The organism is Spiribacter sp. 2438, assembly GCF_009676705.1.
Taxonomy (GTDB): domain Bacteria; phylum Pseudomonadota; class Gammaproteobacteria; order Nitrococcales; family Nitrococcaceae; genus Spiribacter.
Genome location: NZ_CP046046.1, coordinates 1,839,293 through 1,861,230, shown reverse-complemented (window position 1 = coordinate 1,861,230; position 21,938 = coordinate 1,839,293). Strand labels below are relative to the sequence as shown.

Genomic DNA, 21,938 nt, shown 5'->3' with positions numbered 1-21,938 from the left:
CACATGGTTGCCTCCCGCGACGAAATGATCCGCTCCATGCGCCGGCCGTCGCTGCTTCAGCGGCTGACGCCCGGCGACTGGTTCTGGGCCGCCCTGGTGGTGGTGGCCACGGCAGTGACCTGCACCGTGCTCTGGGACGCCATGAACCGCTACGAGGTCGTGATTACCCTGTTCACCGCCGGTGCGATGATCGGCATGGGCTGGCACTGGCACGGGGGGCGGCTCTACATGGGGCTGGTCTGCGCCGTCAGCCTGTTCGCCATTTCCCGCTATCCGGACCTGGCGGCCGCGGACAGCGATTTCTTCCTGCGCTATCTGCTCTCCAGCCAGTCCGCGATCATGTGGATGAGTGCGCTCTTCCCGGCGGCGACACTGGCCTACGGCGCGGCGCTTTTCACCGGCAATGACTTCACCGCCCGGGTCGCCTCGCGGCTCACCTGGATCGCCGCCGGCGCCGGTCTCGTCGGCCTGCTGGTGCGCTGGCACGAGACCCATCTGTTCGAAGGGGGCATCGGCTACATCCCGGTGAGCAACCTCTACGAGGTGTTCGTGCTGTTCGCGGTCGTCACCGCGCTGCTCTACCTCTACTACGAGGGTGCCTACCGCACCCGGCAGCTGGGCTTTTTCGTGCTGCTGATCATTTCCGCGTCCATTGGCTTTCTGTTGTGGTACCACTTCGATCGCCAGGCCTATCAGATCGAGCCCCTGGTGCCCGCGCTCAACAGCTACTGGATGAAGATCCACGTGCCCACCAACTTCATCGCCTACGGCGCCTTTGCGCTGGCGGCCATGCTGGGGGTGGCATACCTGATCCGCGATCGGGTCAGCGACGACAGCGTCTGGGCCCAGCGGCTGCCGACGCTCAAGCAGATTGATGACATCAGCTACCGCTCCATCGCCCTCGGCTTCGCCTTCTTTACGGTGGCCACCATTCTGGGCGCCCTGTGGGCGGCGGAAGCCTGGGGTGCCTACTGGTCCTGGGATCCCAAGGAGAGCTGGTCACTGATCGTCTGGCTGAACTACGCCGGCTGGCTGCACCTGCGGTATACCAAAGGCCTGCGGGGGCGTTTCATGGCCTGGTGGGCCATCATCGGTCTGCTGGTGACGACATTCTGCTTCCTGGGGGTCAATATGTTCCTTTCCGGACTGCACTCTTACGGTGAGTTGTAGTCCATTCATGAAAGGAGATTTGTTGATGCGTTTTCCCGGACAAGCGGTGGTGATGGTTCTCGGCCTGCTGCTGGCGTTCAGCGGCAGCACGGCGCTGGCCCAGGGCCAGCCCTACCGAAGTCTCGACACCCCGCTGCCCACCCAGGGCAGCGGCGTTGAAGTTCGCGAGTTCTTTTCCTACGCCTGCCCTCACTGCGCCGATTTCGAACCGCGCATGAGTGACTGGGCTGCCGGGATGGGCGATCGCATCACGCTGGTGAAGACGCCGGTGACCTTCGGCCGTGACAGCTGGGAGTTGCTGGCCCGGGCCTTCCACACCGCTGAAGCGCTGGCCGTTGTCGACCAGACCCACGGGGCCATGTACGAGGCCATTCATGACCAGGGCCGGTCCTTTGAGGATCGCGAAGCCATCGCCGAGTTCTACGCCGAGGTGACGGACTTCACGGCGGAGGAGGTGCTGGATGCCATGCGCTCCTTCTCGGTGGAGACCGCGCTCAATCGTTCCCAGCGGGCGGTGGACGCCTTTGCCATTCCGGGGACGCCATCGGTGGCCGTCGCGGGTCAGCACCTGATCGACATTCGGGCCGCGGGTGGCCAGGCGGGCATGCTGGAAGTGGCCGAGTCGCTTGTCGCCGAGGAAGCCGCACGCTGAACAATCCATGAGCGGCGACATCGCCACTCTGCCTGCCACCCTGCGCCTGATGAGTTTCAATATTCAGGTGGGCATGCAGACCCGAACCTACCACCAGTACTTCACCCGGGGCTGGCGGCATCTGCTGCCGGACCCGGGGCGACTGCCCAATCTGCGTCGCATCGCCGACCTCGTGGGCGAATTCGACCTGGTGGGGCTCCAGGAGCTTGACGCGGGCAGCCTGCGCAGTGGCTTTGTCGACCAGACCGCCTTCCTGGCCCGCTCGGCGGCTTTTCCTCACTGGTACCACCAGACCAATCGTCCGTTGGGACGTTTTGCCCAGCACAGCAATGGCCTGCTAAGCCGCCTGCCGGCCCGCGAAGTCATTGAGCATCGGCTGCCGGGCCGAATTCCGGGGCGAGGGGCGCTGATGCTGCGGTTTGGCACGCCCAAGGCCGAGTTGGTGGTGGTGCTGCTGCATCTGGCACTCAGTCAGCGCGCCCGGCTGTCGCAACTGTCCTACGTCGCCGAGCAGGTGGCGGACAGCGACCACGTCATCGTCATGGGCGATCTCAACTGCCATTCCCGCAGTCCGGAATTGGGATATTTCTGCAGGGAAACCGGCCTGAGAGAGCCGCTACACGATCTGCCCACCTATCCGAGCTGGCGGCCGGCGCGCAACATCGACCACATTCTGGTCTCTCGCAGCCTCGAGGTGGAGACCGCCGAAGTGCTGGATGCGCCGCTCTCCGACCACCTGCCCATCACCATGAGCGTCCGCCTGCCGGCGGCGCTCCACTAGTCGCGGTTGAGCAGGGGCTCCAGTTCTGGCCAGACGTTCTCCAGAATGACCGGCTGGGCGTCGCGGTTGGGGTGAATGCCGTCGGCCTGCATCATGGCCCGATCCTCGGCCACGCCATCCAGCAGCCGTGGCACGAAGGCGACCCCGGTTTCCTCCGCGACGGTTTCATAAACACCAAGGAACCGATCGATAAACGCGCTGCCATAATTCGAGGGCAGGCGGACACCCGCCAGCAGCACCGAGGCACCGGCGTTGCGGGCGTCCTCGATCATGGTCATCAGGTTGTCCCGGAAGGCGCTCAGCGGGATGCCCCGCAGGCCGTCGTTGCCGCCAAGCGCGATGATGACCACGTCGGGTTCGTGGCGATCCAGGGCCTCCGGCAGGCGGGCGCGGGCCCCGGCGGTGGTCTCGCCGCTAATGGCCGCGTTGACCACCCGGGCCTGGTCGCCGAGGCGATTTTGCAGCAGCGCCACCCAGCCGGCCTCGGTGGGCATATCATAGGCGGCGGACAGGCTGTCGCCGATGACCAGCACCCGCGGCCCCTCCGCCATGGCCGGTGCAGGCGCCATCACCAGCAGGGCGGCCAGTAGCCCCGGCAGAACCGATAGAACCGACAGGAGTCGACGCCTCATGCCAGCAGACACGGTCAACACGGACAACCAGTCCCGGTATGGGACAGACAAAAAGTGGGGCAAGGATGCGTCCTCCGAAGAAGCACCGATCCTCGAGGCGCGGGGTCTGGGCATGGCCTTCGACGCCCCCGAGGGTCGAATCAGTCTGTTCGAGAATCTCGATTTTAGCATTGATGAAGGCGACTCCATCGCCATTCTCGGCACCTCCGGCTCGGGCAAATCGACCCTGCTGGGTCTGTTGGCCGGCCTCGACCTGCCCAGCGCCGGCGAGATCTTCCTCCAGGGCCATAACCTCACCGAGCTGGATGAAGACCAGCGTGCCGCCCTGCGCGCCGGCACCGTCGGCTTCGTCTTCCAGGCCTTCCATCTGCTGCCGGGCCTGACCGCGCTGGAAAACGCCATGCTGCCCGCCGAGCTGATCGGGGACAGACACGCACGTCAGCGGGCCACCGAAGCCCTGCAACGCGTCGGTCTCGGCGAGCGGCTAGCCCACTATCCGGCGCAGCTCTCCGGGGGTGAACAGCAGCGGGTCGCGCTGGCCCGGGCCTTCATCAGCCAGCCGGAAGTGCTGTTCGCCGATGAGCCCACCGGCAACCTGGATCATCGCACCGGCGGCCAGATCATCGACCTGCTTTTCGAACTGAACCGGGATCACGGCACCACCTTAATCCTCGTGACCCATGACCATGCCGTGGCGGCCCGCTGCGCCCAGGTGCTTTATCTGCGTGACGGCCGACTGGTGAGGGACGCGGACTGATGCTGGCCCTGCGACTCCTGTACCGCGATTGGCGCGGCGGCGAACTGCGCCTGCTGGCGCTGGCGGTGATCGTGGCGGTGGCCGCCGTCACCGGCGTCGCCTGGCTGGCGGACCGGGTGGCCGGCGCCACCGAAGCCCGCGCCGCCGACCTGCTGGCCGCCGACCGGGCCGTGGAGTATGGGGAGCTGATTCCGGATGAATGGGTGGAGCGAGCCGAGGCGCTGGGGCTGGACACCGCCGTTACCGCCACGTTCCCCACCGTGGTGCTGGCCGGTGATGCCAACCGCCTGGTTTCCGCCAAGGCCGTCAGCGATGCATATCCCCTGCGCGGCGAATTGCGGGTGCAGTCCGCCCCCGGTGCCCCCGAAACCCGCCCCGAGAACATCCCCGCCTCCGGCACCGCCTGGCTGGAATCCCGTCTGCTGGGACTGCTGGATCTGGAGATAGGGGACAGTCTAAATATTGGCGCCATCGAGCTTGAGGTGACCCGCATCCTCAGCTTTGAGCCGGACCGCGGCGAGGGCTTCGGCAACCTCGCTCCCCGGGTCATGATCAATCACGGGGACCTGGACGCCACCGAACTCCTCGGCGCCGGCAGTCGGGTACGCCATCGGCTTCTGCTGGCCGGTGATTTGGGGACAGTCACTTCCTTCACCGACGCCCTGCGCGCCGAGCACGGCAACGCCATTGAAATCGCCACACCCGGTGACCAGGGCCAGGGCGCTGGCGAGATCATCGAGCAGGCGAAACGCTTCCTCGGACTGGCGGCTTTGCTGACGGTGATTGTCGCCGGTGTGGCCGTGCTGCTGACCGTGCGGCACTACGCCGAGCGGCAGATCCCCGGCGTCGCGGTCATGCGGGCCACCGGCGCCACCCGGCGACAGGTGACGCGGCTATTCGTCGGCAAACTCCTCTGGCTGGGGATTTTCGCCGGCGCCATCGGCGCCGCCCTGGGGTACCTTCTGCACCTGGGCATGCTGGCGCTGGTGGCGGAGTTGCTGGGTGCCGAACTGCCACCCCCCGGCTGGCAGCCGCTGGTCACCGGCTGGCTCACCGCCGGCGCCGCTCTCCTTGGTTTTGCTTTACCGACGCTGGTCCGACTGCGGGATACCCCGCCCATGCGGGTGTTGCGACAGGACCTCGGCACCGGCCTGCTGCGCGCCGGAGTGCCGCTTCTGGTGGCGGCGCTGGTGATTCTGGCCCTGATGGCCTGGCAGGCCGGCGATGTTCGGGTGACCCTGAGTGTCTACGGCGCTGTTGCCGCGACTCTGGCGGTGCTCACCGCGGTGGCGGCCAGCGTGGTTTATGGCGCCCGCGCCTGGTCGCGCCGTGGCGGCCAGGCCCGGCTACTGTGGCTCACCGGCTTCACCCGACGACCGGTGACCGCCACCATTCAAATCGTGGCCGTAGGCGTGGGGTTGATGAGCCTGTTTCTGCTGGCGGTGGTCCGCAATGACCTGCTCACCGCCTGGCAGGCGGAAATCCCGCCCGACGCCCCCAATCAGTTTCTGATCAATATCCAGTCCGACGAAGTGGCGGGTGTCCGCGGTCGGCTGGATGACGCCGGCATCGAGACCCGCTTCTACCCCATGGTTCGGGCCCGACTCACCGAGTTCAACAATGAGCCGTTTGAGGCCGAGGAGTATGACAGCCCTCAGGCCCGTCGACTGGCGCGGCGGGAGTTCAACCTGTCCTGGGCCCAGGAGCTGGCTGCCGACAACCGCGTGGTGGCCGGCGAGTGGTGGGGTGACGTGGCGGATCCGCCGCCCCAGCTGTCGGTGGAGACCGATTTTGCCGAGCGCCTCGGTATCGAGCTTGGCGACCGCCTGACGTTCACCGCCGGTGGCCGCAGCGTCACCGCCGAGGTCACCAACCTGCGCGAAGTCCGCTGGGAGAGCTTTAACGTCAACTTCTTCGTGCTGGCCTCCCCGGGCACCTTCGAGGACCTGCCCCACACCTGGCTGACCAGCTTTCACTTGCCGGAAGAGGACAGTCACATTCTCGCCGACGTCATCCGCAGCTACCCCAGCGTGACGCCCATTGACGTCACCAGCGTGCTGCGGATCGTGCGCACCATCATCAACCAGGGCGCCTCGGTGGTGGAGCTGATGTCGCTGCTGACCCTGGCGGCGGGGGTGCTGGTGCTGTTGGCGGCCCTGCAAATCACCGGTGAGGAGCGGCGCTTCGAGAGTGCTCTGCTGCGCGCTCTGGGGGCCAGCGGCCGACGCATTCGCGGCATGGCGCGCCTCGAGTTCTGCCTGGTGGGTGCCGTCGCCGGCGGGCTGGCGGGCCTTGCCGCCACCGGCGCCGGCGTGGTGGTGGCCGAAGTGCTGTTCAACCTGGACTACCCATTCCGGCCGCTCACCCTGGTCGTTGGCGCCCTGGTCGGCCTGGTCACCGTCTGGGTCGCCGGCAGCCTCGGCGCCCGACGGTACTACCGCGCCTCGCCGATGCGCCTCCTCCGCGAAGGCTGACCCCCTCAGGAACCCTGCCCGGCTCCCCGCGGCCGAATTAGAGGACAGACACTTTCCCGCTAGGGGACAGTCACCGAGATAGGGGACAGACACTTTCCCAAGGAGGCCACATGACCCGCACCCGGCACGCTTTCCACGAATACATTGATGGAGCGCTGCCCTTTGACCGGCTGTTGCACGCGGCCATGGGGCAGATGACCCGCGGGGTGTCGCCCACCGCAATCCAGCTGGCGTTCATGGACTGGGCCGCCCATCTGGCCATCAACCCCGGCCGTCAGAACGCGCTGCTGGAAAAAGCGGTCCGCAAAAGCCTGCGCCTGACCGCTTTCTCCGGGCGGTGCCTCACCGGCGACAGCCATCAGCGCTGCATCGAGCCGCTGCCCCACGATAACCGCTTCGAGGACGATGCCTGGCACAAGTGGCCCTACTCCCTGATTCATCAGAGTTTTCTGCTCCAGCAGCAGTGGTGGCACGTCGCCACCACCGGCGTCCCCGGCGTCGACCCCCATCACGAGGAAGTGGTCAACTTCACCGTTCGTCAGATGCTGGACGTGATGTCGCCGTCCAACTACCTGCCCACCAACCCCGAAGTCATCGGTCGCACCATCGAAGAAGGCGGCTGGAACCTGGTGCGGGGCACTTCGAATTGGCTGGAGGATTTCCAGGAAGAGATCAGCGGCCATCCCTACAAACAGGACTCGGTAGAGGACAGTCACGAATTTGCGGTGGGCGAAAACCTGGCGCTGACGCCGGGCAAGGTGGTTCACCGCAACGATCTGATGGAACTGATTCAGTACTCGCCCACCACCGAAACGGTCCACCCGGAGCCGATTCTTATCGTGCCCGCCTGGATCATGAAGTACTACATTCTCGACCTGCGGCCCGGGCGCTCGCTGGTGGAGTACCTGGTGAGCCAGGGTCACACGGTCTTCATGGTGTCCTGGAAGAACCCGGGTCCGGCGGATCGGGAATACGGCATGGCCGATTATCGTCGCCTGGGCATTGATGACGCCCTCAAGGCCATTAACCACATCGTCCCGGATCAGCCGGTCCACGGTGTGGGCTACTGCCTGGGCGGTACCCTGCTGACCCTGACCGCCGCCGCCATGGCCCGGGAAAACGACAATCGCCTGGCCAGTCTGTCGCTGCTGGCCGCCCAGACCGACTTCACCGAGCCCGGCGAGTTGGAGCTGTTCATCGACGAGTCCCAGGTGACCTTCCTGGAGGACGTCATGTGGGCCAAGGGCTACCTGGACCACGATCAGATGGCCGGCGCATTCCAGATGCTGCGCTCTCAGGATCTGGTGTGGTCACGGATGGTGCGCAACTACCTGATGGGCGAGCGGGAGGACATGTTCGACCTGATGGCCTGGAACGCCGACGCCACCCGGCTGCCTTACCGCATGCACAGCGAATACCTTCGGGACCTGTTCATGCAGAACGATCTGGTGGAAGGCCGCTACGACATTGACGGGCGGCCGGTGGCCGTCGGCGACATTCGCGCCCCGATTTTTGCCATTGGCACCCAGAAGGACCACATCGCCCCCTGGGAATCGGTGTACAAAATCGTGCGTCTGGCCCGCACCGACGTCACCTTCCTGCTCACCAGCGGCGGCCACAACGCCGGCATTGTCAGCGAGCCGGGGCGCCCGCGGCGTCGCTACCAAGTCAAGCACTTCGAGCCGCTGGGCTCGAGCTATTCGCGGGAGCGCTTCGCCCGCGAGGTGGAAAGTCAGGAGGGGTCCTGGTGGCCGGCCTGGCAGCAGTGGCTGGCGGATCACAGCAGCGAACCCGCCTCGCCGCCGTCCATGGGCGCGCCAGAGGCCGGCTATGCCCCCTATACCGACGCCCCCGGCGAATACGTACTGATGAAATGAGGAGCCGCCTAGCGCTCCTCCACCGGCAATCCGTCCAGATAATCCATCCATCCCCAGCTCGGGTCGCCGAGGGCGATGAAGTTGGGGTTCAGGATGGAGGGCTTGGTGTTGTAGCGCAGCGGCTCACCGTCGGTGCGGATCACGCAGCCGCCGGCGGCCTCAACGATGGCCTGAGCCGCGGCGCTGTCCCACTCCGATGTCGGCCCGAAGCGGGGATAGCAGTCCGCGCTGCCTTCCGCCACCAGACAGAACTTCAGCGAACTCCCCATGGACAGCGTCTCAACCGGCGGCAACCGCTCCAGCAGTCGCTCCACCTGGGGGTGCCGATGGGACCGGCTCACCACCAGCACCGGCGACCGATCCTCGAGGCGCCGGGTGCCGAGCGGCACCACACCGTCGGCGTCTCGGCGCTCCGCCTGTCGATAGGGGACAGACACTTTGCCCGGCAAGAACTCCGCATCCAGGGCGTGAATACCCAGGTAGGTGCGATTGAGCACCGGCGCGTGAATGACGCCGAGCACCGGCCGGCCAGCGACAATCAGGGCGATGTTGACGGTGAACTCACCGTTGCGCTTGATGAACTCCCGAGTGCCGTCCAGCGGATCCACCAGCCAGTAGCGCGACCAGTGGCGCCGCGCCTCGAAATCCGGCAGGCCACCCTCCTCAGAGAGCACCGGGATGTCCGGGGTCAGGGTCTCAAGGGCCCGATTGATCAGCGTATGGGCGGCGCGGTCGGCGGCGGTCAGCGGCGAGTCGTCTGCCTTGGTCTCGACGTCGAAATGACCGGCGTAGATCGAGAGGATTTCTCGCCCGGCGGATTCGGCAATGGTCGCCGCTTCCTCAACGAGGACAGTCAAATCCGTGTCCATGGCAGTCCCTTGGGTCGGAAAACCCGCCACTATAGCGACTCTGCCGGACAGTTGACACGCCCGGGGAGGGGGGATAATCTCCGCCCATCGTGCCCGGTGCGGCGCATCCCCCGTTTTCAACTTCATGCAACCGGTCAGCGACCGAGCTCACGATGGCTGGCGCCCGACCTTTCAACATCCGTTAGTTTCTGGAGGTCCCCTTCGTGACCGACAACATCGTCCACGTCTCCGATGCCGATTTTGAATCCGAAGTTATCAATGCCGAGCAACCCGTGCTGGTGGACTACTGGGCCGAATGGTGCGGTCCCTGCAAGATGATTTCTCCGATCCTCGAGGAAGTCGCCGGTCAGTACGACGGCCAGCTCAAGATCGCCAAGCTCAACATTGACGAGAACCCCGAGACGCCGCCCAAGTACGGCATCCGCGGGATTCCGACATTGATGCTGTTCAAGAACGGCAGCGTCGAGGCCACCAAGGTCGGCGCGCTCTCCAAGGCCCAGCTGTCCGCCTTTATCGACAGCAACCTCTAATAAAGAACCATTCCCGGGCACGGCCCATTCCCACCAGAGTCGCGGTCGCCCGTCGGGCGGCCCGGATAGGACAATGAATCTCACCGAACTCAAGAATAAACCCGCGGCCGAACTGGTCGACCTGGCCCAGTCCCTGGGCATCGAGAACATGGCGCGGTCGCGCAAACAGGACGTCATCTTTGCGCTGCTGAAGGCCCACGCCAAGAAAGGCGAGGACATCTGGGGCGACGGCGTGCTCGAAATCCTGCAGGACGGATTCGGCTTCCTGCGCTCGGCCACCAGCTCTTACATGGCCGGCCCCGATGACATCTATGTCTCGCCGAGCCAGATCCGACGCTTCAGCCTGCGCACCGGCGACACCATCTCGGGCAAGATCCGGCCGCCGAAGGAGAGCGAGCGCTACTTTGCGCTGCTCAAGGTCGATGAGATCAATTACGAAAAGCCCGAGGCGGCCAAGCACAAGGTCCTGTTCGAAAACCTCACGCCGCTGTTCCCCAAGGAGCGGCTGCCTCTGGAACGGGGCAATGGTTCCACCGAGGACCTCACCGCCCGGGTCATCGACCTGAGTGCCCCCATTGGCAAGGGCCAGCGTGCCCTGATCGTCTCGCCGCCCAAGGCCGGCAAGACCATGCTGCTGCAGAACATCGCGCAGTCCATCACCGCCAACAACCCCGAGTCCTACGTCATCGTGCTGCTGATCGACGAGCGCCCTGAAGAGGTGACGGAGATGGAGCGCACGGTGCGCGGCGAGGTGGTGTCCTCAACCTTTGATGAGCCCGCCAATCGCCACGTGCAGGTGGCGGAGATGGTCATCGAAAAAGCCAAGCGGCTGGTGGAGCACAAGCGCGACGTGGTGATCATGCTTGACTCCATCACCCGTCTGGCGCGGGCCTACAACACCGTGGTGCCGAGCTCCGGCAAGGTGCTCACCGGCGGTGTCGACGCCAACGCCCTGCATCGTCCCAAGCGCTTCTTCGGTGCCGCTCGCAACATCGAGGAAGGTGGCAGCCTCACCATCATCGCCACCTCGCTGATCGAGACCGGTTCGCGCATGGATGACGTGATTTACGAGGAGTTCAAGGGCACCGGCAACATGGAGGTCCATCTGGACCGCCGCATCGCCGAAAAGCGGATCTATCCCGCCATCAACATCAACCGCTCCGGCACCCGTCGTGAAGAGTTGCTGATGACGCCGGACGAGCTACAGAAGGTCTGGATTCTGCGCAAGCTGCTGCATCCCATGGACGAACTGGCGGCCATCGAATTCCTGCTGGACAAGCTCAAGGACACCAAGACCAACACCGAGTTCTTCCAGGCCATGAAGCGCTAGGACTCGGCGTCGGTGGCCTCGGGCTGCCGCTCCCAGGTCTCGAAATCCATGGGATAGGCGTGATCCGCGTCCGTCGGGTGATGAGTGGTCTGCGTGCAGCGCCAGGCGGGCCCCTCGAAGGGCGGAAACACGGTGTCGCCGTCGATCCGGGCCAGCACCCGGGTGAGCTCGATGCGATCCGCCAGCGGCAGGAACGCCGCATAAATCTCGGCGCCGCCGATAATCATCACCTCCGGCACCTCGCCCGCCGCCGCCAGTGCGGCCTCGGCATCATGCACCACCTCACAGCCCTCGGCGTGCCAGCTCCGGTCCCGGGTCATGACAATGTTGTGCCGCTTCGGCAGCGGCCGGCCGATGGACTCGTAATTGCGCCGGCCCATCACAATCGGCTTGCCCCGGGTGAGCGCCACGAAATGGCGCATGTCATCGGGCAATCGCCAGGGCAGGTCATTGTCCCGCCCGATCACCCGATTCTCCGACATGGCCACCACCAGCGTCACCCGGGCTTTGTGTCTGTCCCCCATCGTCAAATCTCCTCGATGCATGGTCCGGATTGTGTCTGTCCCGTAACTCAGTGTCTGTCCCCTACCGGGAAAGTGTCTGTCCCCTAGCTTCGATTACACCGCCACGGGGGCGCTGATGCGTGGGTGGGACTGGTAGTCCTCCAGGCGGATGTCGTCAAAGCGGAAGGCGAACAGGTCGTCCACCGCCGGGTTGAGCCACAGCCGGGGCAGGGGCATCGGCTCACGGGCCAGCTGGGTGTCCGCCTGCTCCAGGTGATTCAGGTACAGGTGCGCGTCCCCCAGGGTGTGGACGAACTCCCCCGGCTCGAGGCCGGTGACCTGGGCCACCATGTGGGTAAGCAGCGCGTAAGAGGCGATGTTGAACGGCACGCCCAGAAAAATATCGGCGCTGCGCTGATAGAGCTGACAGGACAGACGCCCCTCCGCCACATAAAACTGGAACAGCACGTGACAGGGCGGCAGCCCCATGCGGTCCACCTCCGCCGGGTTCCAGGCGGTGACGATGTGCCGGCGCGAGTCCGGGTGGGTTCGGATCTGCTCCACCACCTGGGCGATCTGGTCGATGCCTTCGCCGCCGGGCGTCGGCCAGGAGCGCCACTGGACGCCGTAAATCGGGCCCAGGTCTCCGTTTTCGTCCGCCCACTCGTCCCAGATGGACACGCCGTTGTCCTGCAGATAGCGGATGTTGCTGTCGCCCGCCAGAAACCAGAGCAGCTCGTGAATGATCGAGCGCAGGTGCAGCTTCTTGGTGGTGACCACCGGAAAGCCATCGGCCAGGTCATAGCGCATCTGCCAGCCAAAGGTGGACAGCGTGCCGGTGCCGGTTCGATCGGCTTTGCGAACCCCGTTACGTCGGACGTAACGCAGAAGATCCAGGTACTGATGCATGGCGACTCGATATTCCGGTTAATGAGAAGTCGACGAAGACGAACGGCTCCGCAGCGCCCAGGTCATGATCAGCGCGCCGGCGAGGATCATGGGCAGGGAAAGTGCCTGTCCCATCGTGAACCATCCGCCGGCCAGATAACCGATGTGTGCATCCGGCAGGCGGACGAACTCCACCACGAAGCGCGCGGAACCATATCCCACCAGGAACAGCCCGGTCACGGCCCCGGCGGGCCGCGGCCGGCGCGAGAACCACCACAGCAGAACGAACAGCGCGATCCCTTCCAGCGCCATTTGATAGAGCTGCGAGGGATGCCGTGGGTCGGGACCCAGCGGCGGATAGACCATGCCCCAGGGCAGCGTGGTGGGCGCGCCCCAGAGCTCGCCGTTAATGAAATTGCCCAGCCGCCCCGCCGCCAGCCCCGGGGGAATCAGCGGCGCCACGAAGTCCCCCAGGGCGAGGGGGCGGATGCGGTGATAACGGGCATACAACCACAGCACCACGATCACGCCGATCAACCCGCCGTGGAACGCCATGCCGCCTTCCCAGACCCGCAGCAGCGACAGCGGATCCGCCAGCACCTGATCGCCGGCATAGAAAAGCGCGTAGCCGATGCGGCCGCCCACAATCACGCCCACCGCCCCGAACAGCAGCAGGTCATCCATCTGCCCCGGCCGAATCGGCGCATCCGGCCGCCGCGCCCGCAGGCGCCCCAGCCACCAGGCCAGCCCGAACCCCACCGCATACATCAGGCCGTACCAGTAAATATCCAGTGGCCCGAGGGAGATGGCGACAGGATCAATGTCCGGATAACGCAACATGGTCGCCAGTTTAACCGGTTAAGTGACTGTCCCCTACTTTGGTGGCTCCCAATTCAGTGACTGTCCCCTACCTCGGCACTTCGGCTAGACTGCTTCCAGATTTTTGTCTGTCCCCTAACAACCCCGGGAGTTTTCGGTGCAGCGAGTGGCGGGCGCGGCAAGCGCGATCATGGTGTTGGTGCTGAGCGGGTTTTTGTCTGTCCCCTACCTCGGGATCGGCTCAGCCATGGCGCAGACCACCGCCTATGTCAGCGACGAGCTGGAGATCACGCTGCGCAGTGGTGAGGGCAACCAGTTCCGGATCGTGCGCATGTTGCCAAGCGGCGCCGAGGTGGAAGTACTGGCGCGGGGCGATGGCTGGACCCAGGTCAGGGCCGGCGGTGATACCGGCTGGGTGCTGAGCCGCCACCTGCAGCCCGAGCCGGCAGCCCGCACCCGCCTGGATGAAGCCCTGGACAGCGCCGAGCGGTTGCGGACCGACAACCGGCAGTTGAGCCGTCAGCTGGACGAGGCCCGCGAAGCGCTGGAAACCCTCAGCGCCCGCAACGACATGCTCGAGGAAGAAAACCTCCGCATGCAGCAGCGCCTGGAAGAAGCCGGCGAGGGCCTGCGGCTGGCCGACCAGAACCAGGACCTGCGCAAACAGGTGGTGGACCTGGAGCGCGAGGTGCAGGATCTCGCCCGCGAGAACCGGCGCATCGGCGAGCGTGACCGGCAGGAGTGGTTTCTGGCCGGCGCCGGCGTCATCGCCATGGGCATGCTGATCGGCATTCTGGTCACCCGCATCCGCTGGCGCCGGCGCGACAGCTGGAGCAACCTCTGAAGGCGCCCCCATGGACGAGTCCCTGAGCCGCCTGGTGGACTGGTTCCGCCACAGCACCCCGTACATTCATGCTCACCGGGGCCGCACCTTCGTGGTCAGCTTCGGCGGCGAAGCCCTCACCGACGACAGCGATGCCGCCGCCGGACTGATCCACGATCTGGCACTGCTCAGCGGACTGGGCGTGCGACTGGTGGTGGTCCCCGGCGCCCGGCCCCAGGTGGAGCAGCGCCTCACCGCCCAGGGCGCCCGTCTCGAAGACAGCGCCGGCCGCCGGGTCACCGACGCCGCCGCCATGGCCTGCGTGCGGGACGCGGTGGGCAGCGTCCGCCTGGAACTGGAAGCCCTGTTCTCCATGGGGCTCGCGAATTCGCCGATGGCCGGTCTGCGCCTGCAGGTTGCCTCCGGCAACTTCGTCACCGCCCGTCCCCTGGGGATTCGGGATGGCGTTGACTACCAGCACACCGGCGAAGTGCGGCGCATCGACGCCGGCGCCATCCGCGCCCGGCTGGATGACGGCGCCCTGGTGGTGGTGAGCCCGCTGGGCGTCTCCCCCACCGGCGAGCCCTTCAACCTCTACGCCGAGGACGTGGCCGTCGCCGTCGCCCAGGCCCTGCAGGCCGACAAACTCATCGTCCTTCACGAAGGCGACGAATTACGGGACAGACACCATCATCGCCTCGGCGAACTCACCCTCGAACAGGCCCTTGAGTGTCTGTCCCCTAACTCGGCCCTCGACGCCGATAGAGGACAGACACCCACCCCGGATAGAGGACAGACACAATCCCCCTTGGCCCCGCAGCTCCAGCGGGCGGTGGAGGCCTGCCGGGGCGGGGTGCCGCGGGTGCATCTGCTGCCGCGGCGGGTGGATGGCGCGCTGCTGGGGGAGCTGTTCACGCGGGACGGAGTGGGCACTCTGGTGACGCCGCGGCCCTTTGAGCAGCTGCGCACCGCCCGGGTGGACGACATCGGCGGCATCCTCGCTCTCACCGCACCGCTGGAGCGGGACGGCACCCTGGTGGCCCGCACCCGGGAGCGGCTGGAAACCGAAATCGGCGATTACACCGTGATGGAAAGGGAGGGGACCGTGGTGGCCTGCGCCGCGCTCCACCCGCTGCCGGACAGCGACCTGGCGGAGCTGGCCTGCCTGGTGGTCCACCCCGACTACCAGAACGGCCACCGCGGCACCCGCCTGCTGGCGAGTCTGGAGCAGAAGGCCCGAGCGGCGGGGTGCGATCGGCTTTGCGTGCTCACCACACGCACCGCCCACTGGTTCCAGGAGCACGGCTTCCAGCCGGCTAAAGTTGACCAGCTGCCGGTGGCCCGCCAGGCTTTCTACAATCTGGCCCGGGGCTCCCGGGTCCTGGTCAAGGACCTGCCTGGGTCAGTACGCGGCCAGGGCTGACCGGCGGGGTTCGCGAAGCGGCTCAAGCTCGGCCCGGGCCACCGCCCGCTGCAGCGCCTCGCTCTCGATCAGCCCCCGCACTTCGCGGACATAATCCCAGCCCCGCTCCGAATACTGACGCAGGCCGGCGGTCATGGTGCTGGGGGTCATCGGCCGGTTATTCTGCACGGCCCGCGCCCGCAGGGTGCGGAAGTGGGCGTAGGCGCGATGGGTGTTGAGGTTGTGCATGTAGGCCCGCACCGAATCCCGGGGCGAGTCGAAAGCCCGCACAAAATGCCGGGCCCCTTCATCGCGTCGGGCGGGCCGCAGACCCGCCTCTGCGCTCCAGGTCCACTGGCCAAACAGGTTATGCCCCTCCTGGGCAAACCTCGAGGTGCCCCAACCACTCTCCTGAGCCGCCTGGGCCAGCACCAGCTCCACTGGCACGGGCTGGACGCGGCGCTGCAGCTCGGCGATGGTGTTCGGATCCCGCGGAGCGCCCTCCACCCCATAGGCCGCCGCCAGACGGTTGATGATGTTGCGGCGCCGCTGTTCGGTGAGATCCTGACCCAGCGCCTGCATCAGCTGGGCCTGCTGCTCGGCGATGCGGGCGTTTTCCGCCAGCACCATGGGGAGCAGTGCCTTGAAGAAAAGCCGCTTGCGATCCTCCGGCTGGATGTCCGCCAGGTCCGCCGGGAACCCGCGCACGGCAATGGCCGGCACCCGGTCGGCGGGCCAGGCGTAGTCCAGCTCCATGAACAGGCTATCCAGCCCCTCGCTGGTTTCCACGGACACGGGTTTCAGCGGTGGATGCTCGCCATCACTGTTGGCCAGACCCGGCCAGCCCAGCCACCAAAGCGCCAGCAATCCCACCAGCAGTGACAGGGGCAGCGCATCCAGCAGCGCCGATCGGGCCGGGTGATTCCCCGGCGTCGCGGTGTTATTCGACATGGCGTTTCTCCATTTCCAGGATGTGCGCCCATTGCGCGTCGGTCACCGGCATGACGGATAACCGGTTGCCGCGCCGCACCAGTGCCATGTCAGACAGCGCCGGGTCGGCTTTGAGTTCACTGAGCGGGATCAGCCGCCGGGTGTGGCGGACATACTGCACATCCACCATCAGCCAGCGGGGATTGTCCGGATCGCTCTTGGGATCGTAGTAGCCGCTGTTGGGGTCGAAGGCGGTGTGATCGGGGTAGGCGCCACTCACCACTTCCATGATGCCAACGATGCCCGGCACCTTGGTGTTGGAGTGATAAAAGAACGCCAGATCGCCGGGCTGGAACTGGTCCCGGAACATGTTCCGCACCTGATAATTGCGGATGCCGTCCCAAGGCTCGCGCCCATCCGGTTCGGCGGCCAGATGATCAATGCCGTAGACGTCCGGTTCGGACTTCATTAGCCAATAGGCCATGCCGACCCCCTTTTGTGCCTGCGACTCAATGGTCGCGAAGCTTACCACGTCCAGATTTTTCGATCCGTGACGCAGGCCTGCAGCGGCTGGTCCCAGGGGTCGACGGGCAGGGCGGCCACCTGCTGGACCGCGTGGGCAACGCCCACCCGCCAGGGGCTTCGAAAGCGCCCGCGCCCGGCCAGGGTGCGGTCGTAGAACCCCGCGCCCATGCCCAGCCGATGGCCGGCGGGGTCAAATCCCACCAGGGGCATCACCAGCAGATCGACGCGATTCAGCGGGATGGCGGCGCTGGCGCCCCGAATCGGTTCGGGGATGCCGAGCGGTCCGGGCCGCAGGGGGGTGCGGGGCTGAAGCACCCGAAACACCAGTTCACCGCGCTCCAGCAGCGCCCGCCGGCCGCCCTGGCCCGTTTGTGGTCGGATCACCGGCAGGCACACCGTCTTGCCGGCGGCCCAGGCCGCCTGACGCAGAGGGCGGGTATCGATTTCGCCGTCACTGGCCATGAACAGCGCCACCACCCGGGCGCGCTGCCAGGCGCCCAGGCGCTGCATTCGTCGGGTCATGCACCGAGCCGCTGATCGGGCGGCCCCGCCGGTGATCGCCCGGCGCGCCGCCCGCAGCTCGCGACGCAGGGCACGCTTTTGCTGCCAGGTGGACGTGGGGACCAGAGCGCTCATCAGCCGGATGTCATCCGTCGGCGGTGAGCGGCGATGGGGGAAAGTCAGGGACGGACACAAAGAAACGGTTACCCGCGACGCCGTACGGACACCGCCCTTGAACCCTTCGGTTCAGGTCGGGGAGGGCGAGTGACACCTTAGGCTTTCCGCTCGAGGCGGACATGCACACCAGTGGCACTACCAACGTCTCCCCTGAGGCGTTTGATTGTAGGGTCAAGAATGCTATCTGCCCGTTGTCGAACGCCGCAGGCAACCTAAATTCAGTGTGCATGCCGGGGCGGCCCCCGTCCAGCCTTGACACGGCGCGGTTTTCAGCGTTTCAGCTCGGCCGCGACGTCGACGTCATCCAGATAATCGGCGATCTGCCGATCCAGGCGCTGCAGCCGCTCTTCCAGGCCTTCCGCCACCTGGGCGCCGCGGCGGGCCTCGAGCAGATCGTGGCACAGGTTGAGCGCCGCCATGACCGCAATCCGGTCCATGCCGACGATCTTGCCGGCGTCCCGAATTTCGCGCATGCGCTCATCCAGGTGGCGGGCCGACTCCAGCAGGCTGTCCCGTTCTTCCGGCGGGGCGGCCACCATGAACTCACGATCCAGAATGCGGACTTTAACGGGATCGCTCATCAGCCCTGCTCCAGTGACTTCAATCGCCCGATCATGGCTTCGATGCGCGCCCGGGCGGTTTCATTGCGGTCCAGCAGGGCCGCCCGCTCGGCGTTCAATGACTCCTGGGAGCGCAGCAACACCCGGTTTTCTTCGCGCAGCCGCTCGCACAGCGTCATCAGCCGCTCCACCCGCTGCTCCAGTTGAGCCACTTGTTCATTAACGGAATCAGTCACTTGCAATGCCCCCGCGGAATCCCTGCGAGACTAGCACGAATGCTAGAATACTGCCCCATGAATGATCCCGAACGCTATACCACCGTGGCCGCCGCCCTCACCGAAGTCGAGGCCGAGGTTTCCGCCGCCGAGGCTCACGGCATGCTCTGCGGCCTGTTCTGCACCCCCGACGAGCCGGAGGCCGCCCGCTGGATGGCCCAGGTGCTGGAGGGGCTGTCCCCCAAGGGCGAGCCCGCCCGGACCGTGCTTGAGGCCCTCACCGAGCTCTATCACGACACCCGCGACCGGCTGCAGAACGACAGCCTGGAATTCGAGCCCCTGCTCCCCGATGACGACGAACCCCTGGAGCGCCGCGCCACCGCCCTGGGTCAGTGGTGCGAGGGGTTTCTGTTCGGACTGGGCATCGCCCGCGGCCAGGCGCCGTCGCCCCTGCCCCGCGAGGCCAACGAAGTGGTCACCGACCTCACCGAAATCGCCCGCATCGACACCGACACCGAGGGCGACGAGGACAGCGAAATCGCCTACACCGAGCTGGTGGAATACCTCCGCGCCGCCACTCTGCTGGTGCGCGAACACACCGCGCTGCCGTCCTCCACCCGGCCCGCCGATGGCGGCACGCCTCCCACCGATCTGCTGCACTGAGCGCCCCATGGACAACGCCGAACTCGCCCGCCGCCGCGACACCCTGATGCGCCACATCGGTGAAAACGGCGTTGCCGTGATCGCCGCCGCCCCGGAGCGGGTGCGCAACCGGGATGTGCTGCATCCCTATCGTCAGGACAGCGACTTCCGCTACCTCACCGGCTTTCCCGAGGCGGACGCCGTGGCGGTGCTGGTGCCGGGCCGGGATCAGGGCGAATACATTCTGTTCTGCCGCGAGCGCGACCCTCAGCGTGAGACCTGGCAGGGCCGCACCATCGGTCAGGACGCCGCGGTCAGCGACTACGGCGCCGACGACGCCTTCCCCATCGCCGACATCGACGACATCCTCCCGGGCCTGCTGGAAGGGCGTGAGCAGCTCTACTGTCCCATGGGCGCCGACCCGGCCTTCGACCAGCGGTTGATCGCCTGGGTTAACGCCCTGCGTGCCCGGGCCCGGGCCGGGGTCAAGGCGCCGCTGGAATACGTCTCGCTGGAACACGTGGTCCACGAAATGCGGCTGGTGAAGTCCCGGGCCGAAGTGGCCTGCCTGCGCGAGGCCGCCCGCATCAGTGCCGCTGCCCACCGCCGGCTGCTGGAGGTGATCCGTCCCGGGCTCCGGGAATACGAAATCGAAGCCGAGCTGCTGTATGACTTTCGCCGCCACAACGGCGAGCCCGCCTACCCGGTGATCGCCGGCAGCGGCGCCAATGCCTGCGTGCTGCACTACACCGCCAACGACGCCGAACTGCCCGCCGATGGCCTAATCCTCATCGACGCCGGCATCGAACGGGCGGGCTACGCCGCCGACATCACCCGCACCCTGCCGGTGAGTGGCCGCTTCAGCGACGAGCAGCGCGTCATCTATCAGCTGGTGCTGGACGCCCAGACCGCCGCCCTCGAGCAGGTGCGCCCCGGCCAGCACTGGAATGCCGCCCACGAGGCCGCCACCCGGGTGCTGGTGGCCGGGCTGGTGGAACTGGGGCTGCTGGATGGCGAGGTGGACGCCCTCATCGAGGCCGGCGATTACCGCCGCTACTTCATGCACCGCACCGGCCACTGGCTGGGCATGGACGTCCACGACGTCGGCGACTACAAAGTCGACGGCCACTGGCGTGAGCTGGAACCCGGCATGGTGCTCACCGTCGAACCGGGTCTGTACATTCCGCCGGGCAGCCCGGTGGATCCACGCTGGCAGGGCATCGGCGTGCGCATCGAGGACAACTGCCTGGTCACCCGGGATGGCCACGACAACCTTACCGAGGCCGCCCCCAAAACCATCGCTGACATCGAAGGGGCGATGGCGGGCTGATGGCGATCCCGGTCGCGCCTGGCCCGTTGGCGCGCGGCCCGTTTGCGCCTGGCCCGTTTGCGCCACAGGAGCTCAACGCATGATGGATGACGCCTGCGACTATGACGTGCTCATTGCCGGTGGCGGCCTGGTGGGGGCCAGCCTCGCCGTGGCCCTGCAGGGCAGCGGTCTGCGGGTGGCGGTGGTGGAGCCGGTCTCGCCCCGGGACTCCCGCCAGCCGAGCTTCGACGATCGCCAGACCGCGCTGGCGCCCACCTCCCGGCGGTTTTTTCTGAACCTGGGGCTCTGGGAAAGCCTCGCCGGCGGCGTCGAGCCGATTCGCCGCATTCACGTGTCGGACCGCGGCCATGGCGGGTTCACGCGGCTGGACGCCGAGGAAGAGGGCCTGCCGGCGCTGGGTCACGTGGCGCCGAATCGGTTGCTGGGGGCGGTGCTGGGGCCGGCCATGCGTCAGGCGGCGGACGTCTTCTGTCCCGCGGAAATACGGGATACGTCGGTGGTACTGACGGAGGACGGAGTGGCGGGTGATACGCCCGGAGCCGGCGCTGATCCGTCGCCTCGGGGCGCCGCTGGGGCCGGGGGTGCCGGCAGCGCCACGGCCACCGGTACCGCCACGGCCGATACGCACTCCGTCGCACGTCACGTGGTGATCGAGACGGAGGACGGAACACGTACCGTGTCCACCCGTCTGCTGGTGGTGGCGGACGGCATGGGCTCCCGCACCCGCGATGCCCTGGGCGTCGGCCTGGACGAGCGGGACTACGGCCAGAGCGCCATCATCGCCAACCTGCGCACCCGCCGGCCGCACCAGGGCACCGCCTACGAACGCTTCACGCCGGAGGGGCCGCTGGCCCTGCTCCCCGTCGCCAACGCCATGTCCCTGGTCTGGACCCTGCCCCATGACGAGGCCAACGCCGTGGCCACGGAATGGTCCGATCAGGACTTTCTCGCCCGGCTTCAGGACGCCTTCGGCTGGCGGCTCGGGCGCCTCGAAGCGGTGGGCGAGCGCAGCGTCTATCCCCTGCGCGCCGTCACCGCCGAGTGCTTTGCCACCGACCGGGCGGTCATCCTCGGCAATGCCGCCCATGCCCTGCACCCGGTGGCGGGCCAGGGGCTTAACCTGGCGCTGCGGGATGTGGCCGGGCTCGCCGAGGCGCTGGGGGCCGCGCCGCCACGGCACCAAAATGACCCGGCGGATGGCGACACCGCCGGGTGGAACGCGTCGCCGGCTCCGGGTCTGGAAGGAGACGCCGCCCGCGAGTCGGCCCCGGCTCCGGCCATCACGGATCCCGGCAATCCCGCCATCCTGGCGGCCTATGCCCGGGCCCGGCAGAGCGACTACCGGCGGACGTTTGTCTTCACCGATGGCCTGGTGCGGGTGTTCTCCAACGAGTTCCTGCCCCTGGTGGCGGCCCGCAACATCGGCCTCACCGCGCTGGACCTGTTCCCGCCGGCCCGGCGGCAGCTGCTCAAGCAGGCCACCGGCGCCGCCGGCGACGTGCCCATCCTCTGTCAGTGACGCCGCCAGTGACGCCGCGTGCGGCCGCCCGG

General features: G+C 66.8%; 23 protein-coding genes and 1 other RNA gene. 13 read left to right on the top strand and 11 right to left on the bottom strand.

Annotated features, from left to right (window positions below; genetic code table 11):
* The first annotated feature begins 3 nt into the window (after positions 1–3).
* Genes ccsB through GJ672_RS09305 form a run of 3 tightly spaced genes read left to right on the top strand, consistent with a single transcriptional unit; the run spans position 4 to position 2,603 of the window.
* The gene (ccsB, locus tag GJ672_RS09315; RefSeq protein WP_154296912.1) at positions 4–1,170 is read left to right on the top strand and encodes a c-type cytochrome biogenesis protein CcsB; all 1,167 of its coding nucleotides are present in this window, start codon (positions 4–6) and stop codon (positions 1,168–1,170) included.
* A 25-nt stretch (positions 1,171–1,195) separates the two neighbouring features.
* Entirely contained in the window at positions 1,196–1,822 is a 627-nt protein-coding gene (locus tag GJ672_RS09310; RefSeq protein ID WP_229381886.1) for a thiol:disulfide interchange protein DsbA/DsbL, read from the top strand.
* A gap of 7 nt (positions 1,823–1,829) precedes the next feature.
* The gene (locus tag GJ672_RS09305) at positions 1,830–2,603 is read left to right on the top strand and encodes an endonuclease/exonuclease/phosphatase family protein (protein WP_229381885.1); all 774 of its coding nucleotides are present in this window, start codon (positions 1,830–1,832) and stop codon (positions 2,601–2,603) included.
* On the opposite strand, the gene GJ672_RS09300 is transcribed toward GJ672_RS09305, so the two are convergent.
* Entirely contained in the window at positions 2,600–3,235 is a 636-nt protein-coding gene (locus GJ672_RS09300) for an arylesterase (RefSeq protein WP_154296911.1), read from the bottom strand. The two genes, GJ672_RS09305 and GJ672_RS09300, sit on opposite strands and share 4 nt — an antisense overlap.
* Positions 3,236–3,347: 112 nt before the next feature.
* On the opposite strand from GJ672_RS09300, the gene GJ672_RS09295 reads away from it, so the two are divergent.
* The 3 genes from GJ672_RS09295 to GJ672_RS09285 all read left to right on the top strand — a co-directional run bounded on the left by GJ672_RS09295 (position 3,348) and on the right by GJ672_RS09285 (position 8,343).
* The gene (locus tag GJ672_RS09295) at positions 3,348–3,992 is read left to right on the top strand and encodes an ABC transporter ATP-binding protein (RefSeq protein ID WP_154297123.1); all 645 of its coding nucleotides are present in this window, start codon (positions 3,348–3,350) and stop codon (positions 3,990–3,992) included.
* A complete protein-coding gene (locus GJ672_RS09290; RefSeq protein ID WP_154296910.1) occupies positions 3,992–6,466 on the top strand; it encodes an ABC transporter permease in 2,475 nt (824 codons plus the stop codon). Before GJ672_RS09295 ends, GJ672_RS09290 begins: the two co-directional genes overlap by 1 nt.
* 110 nt (positions 6,467–6,576) lie before the next feature.
* Positions 6,577–8,343 carry an alpha/beta hydrolase gene (locus tag GJ672_RS09285; protein WP_154296909.1) on the top strand — a complete coding sequence of 589 codons (1,767 nt, stop codon included), beginning with the start codon at positions 6,577–6,579 and terminating at the stop codon, positions 8,341–8,343.
* Between the two features lie 8 nt (positions 8,344–8,351).
* Here the strand turns inward: GJ672_RS09285 and cysQ are convergent, their stop codons facing one another.
* On the bottom strand, positions 8,352–9,212 hold the full coding sequence (gene cysQ / locus GJ672_RS09280) for a 3'(2'),5'-bisphosphate nucleotidase CysQ (protein WP_154296908.1): 861 nt from the start codon (positions 9,210–9,212) through the stop codon (positions 8,352–8,354).
* A 203-nt stretch (positions 9,213–9,415) separates the two neighbouring features.
* Between cysQ and trxA the strand changes: the two genes are divergently transcribed.
* Both trxA and rho read left to right on the top strand, forming a co-directional pair.
* Positions 9,416–9,742, top strand: coding sequence for a thioredoxin TrxA (trxA, locus tag GJ672_RS09275; RefSeq protein ID WP_154296907.1), 327 nt, complete (start codon positions 9,416–9,418; stop codon positions 9,740–9,742).
* 73 nt (positions 9,743–9,815) lie between these two features.
* Positions 9,816–11,072, top strand: coding sequence for a transcription termination factor Rho (rho, locus tag GJ672_RS09270; RefSeq protein WP_154296906.1), 1,257 nt, complete (start codon positions 9,816–9,818; stop codon positions 11,070–11,072).
* Here the strand turns inward: rho and GJ672_RS09265 are convergent.
* From GJ672_RS09265 to lgt, 3 genes are all read right to left on the bottom strand, one after another.
* Complete coding sequence (locus tag GJ672_RS09265) at positions 11,069–11,596, bottom strand: dihydrofolate reductase (protein ID WP_154296905.1); 528 nt, start codon at positions 11,594–11,596, stop codon at positions 11,069–11,071. The genes rho and GJ672_RS09265 overlap by 4 nt on opposite strands.
* A 93-nt stretch (positions 11,597–11,689) precedes the next feature.
* On the bottom strand, positions 11,690–12,484 hold the full coding sequence (locus GJ672_RS09260; protein ID WP_154296904.1) for a thymidylate synthase: 795 nt from the start codon (positions 12,482–12,484) through the stop codon (positions 11,690–11,692).
* An 18-nt stretch (positions 12,485–12,502) separates the two neighbouring features.
* Positions 12,503–13,303 (bottom strand): prolipoprotein diacylglyceryl transferase, encoded by an 801-nt coding sequence (gene lgt / locus GJ672_RS09255; RefSeq protein ID WP_154296903.1) that lies wholly within the window; start codon positions 13,301–13,303, stop codon positions 12,503–12,505.
* 136 nt (positions 13,304–13,439) lie between these two features.
* Between lgt and GJ672_RS09250 the strand changes: the two genes are divergently transcribed.
* Both GJ672_RS09250 and argA read left to right on the top strand, forming a co-directional pair.
* Positions 13,440–14,126: a TIGR04211 family SH3 domain-containing protein gene (locus GJ672_RS09250; RefSeq protein WP_154296902.1), complete on the top strand. Its 687-nt coding sequence runs from the start codon at positions 13,440–13,442 to the stop codon at positions 14,124–14,126.
* A 10-nt stretch (positions 14,127–14,136) separates the two neighbouring features.
* Positions 14,137–15,528, top strand: a complete 1,392-nt coding sequence (gene argA, locus GJ672_RS09245; RefSeq protein ID WP_154296901.1) for an amino-acid N-acetyltransferase — start codon at positions 14,137–14,139, stop codon at positions 15,526–15,528.
* On the opposite strand, the gene GJ672_RS09240 is transcribed toward argA, so the two are convergent.
* The 6 genes from GJ672_RS09240 to GJ672_RS09215 all read right to left on the bottom strand — a co-directional run bounded on the left by GJ672_RS09240 (position 15,508) and on the right by GJ672_RS09215 (position 18,436).
* Positions 15,508–16,458, bottom strand: coding sequence for a glucosaminidase domain-containing protein (locus GJ672_RS09240; RefSeq protein ID WP_154296900.1), 951 nt, complete (start codon positions 16,456–16,458; stop codon positions 15,508–15,510). The genes argA and GJ672_RS09240 overlap by 21 nt on opposite strands.
* Positions 16,448–16,921, bottom strand: coding sequence for an EVE domain-containing protein (locus tag GJ672_RS09235; RefSeq protein ID WP_154296899.1), 474 nt, complete (start codon positions 16,919–16,921; stop codon positions 16,448–16,450). The genes GJ672_RS09240 and GJ672_RS09235 overlap by 11 nt, the downstream gene beginning before the upstream one ends.
* A 41-nt stretch (positions 16,922–16,962) precedes the next feature.
* Entirely contained in the window at positions 16,963–17,598 is a 636-nt protein-coding gene (locus GJ672_RS09230; RefSeq protein WP_154296898.1) for a 5-formyltetrahydrofolate cyclo-ligase, read from the bottom strand.
* A 65-nt stretch (positions 17,599–17,663) separates the two neighbouring features.
* Positions 17,664–17,853, bottom strand: a non-coding RNA gene (gene ssrS / locus GJ672_RS09225) — 6S RNA.
* A gap of 56 nt (positions 17,854–17,909) precedes the next feature.
* Positions 17,910–18,221 (bottom strand): cell division protein ZapA, encoded by a 312-nt coding sequence (locus GJ672_RS09220; RefSeq protein WP_154296897.1) that lies wholly within the window; start codon positions 18,219–18,221, stop codon positions 17,910–17,912.
* Complete coding sequence (locus GJ672_RS09215) at positions 18,221–18,436, bottom strand: TIGR02449 family protein (protein ID WP_154296896.1); 216 nt, start codon at positions 18,434–18,436, stop codon at positions 18,221–18,223. The genes GJ672_RS09220 and GJ672_RS09215 overlap by 1 nt, the downstream gene beginning before the upstream one ends.
* A 57-nt stretch (positions 18,437–18,493) precedes the next feature.
* Here GJ672_RS09215 and GJ672_RS09210 point away from each other — a divergent pair, with 57 nt between their 5' ends.
* The 3 genes from GJ672_RS09210 to GJ672_RS09200 all read left to right on the top strand — a co-directional run bounded on the left by GJ672_RS09210 (position 18,494) and on the right by GJ672_RS09200 (position 21,906).
* Positions 18,494–19,078 carry a UPF0149 family protein gene (locus GJ672_RS09210; protein ID WP_195759506.1) on the top strand — a complete coding sequence of 195 codons (585 nt, stop codon included), beginning with the start codon at positions 18,494–18,496 and terminating at the stop codon, positions 19,076–19,078.
* Positions 19,079–19,085: 7 nt separating this feature from the next.
* On the top strand, positions 19,086–20,387 hold the full coding sequence (locus tag GJ672_RS09205) for an aminopeptidase P N-terminal domain-containing protein (RefSeq protein ID WP_195759505.1): 1,302 nt from the start codon (positions 19,086–19,088) through the stop codon (positions 20,385–20,387).
* Between the two features lie 79 nt (positions 20,388–20,466).
* The gene (locus GJ672_RS09200; protein WP_229381884.1) at positions 20,467–21,906 is read left to right on the top strand and encodes an FAD-dependent monooxygenase; all 1,440 of its coding nucleotides are present in this window, start codon (positions 20,467–20,469) and stop codon (positions 21,904–21,906) included.
* Positions 21,907–21,938 lie beyond the last annotated feature (32 nt).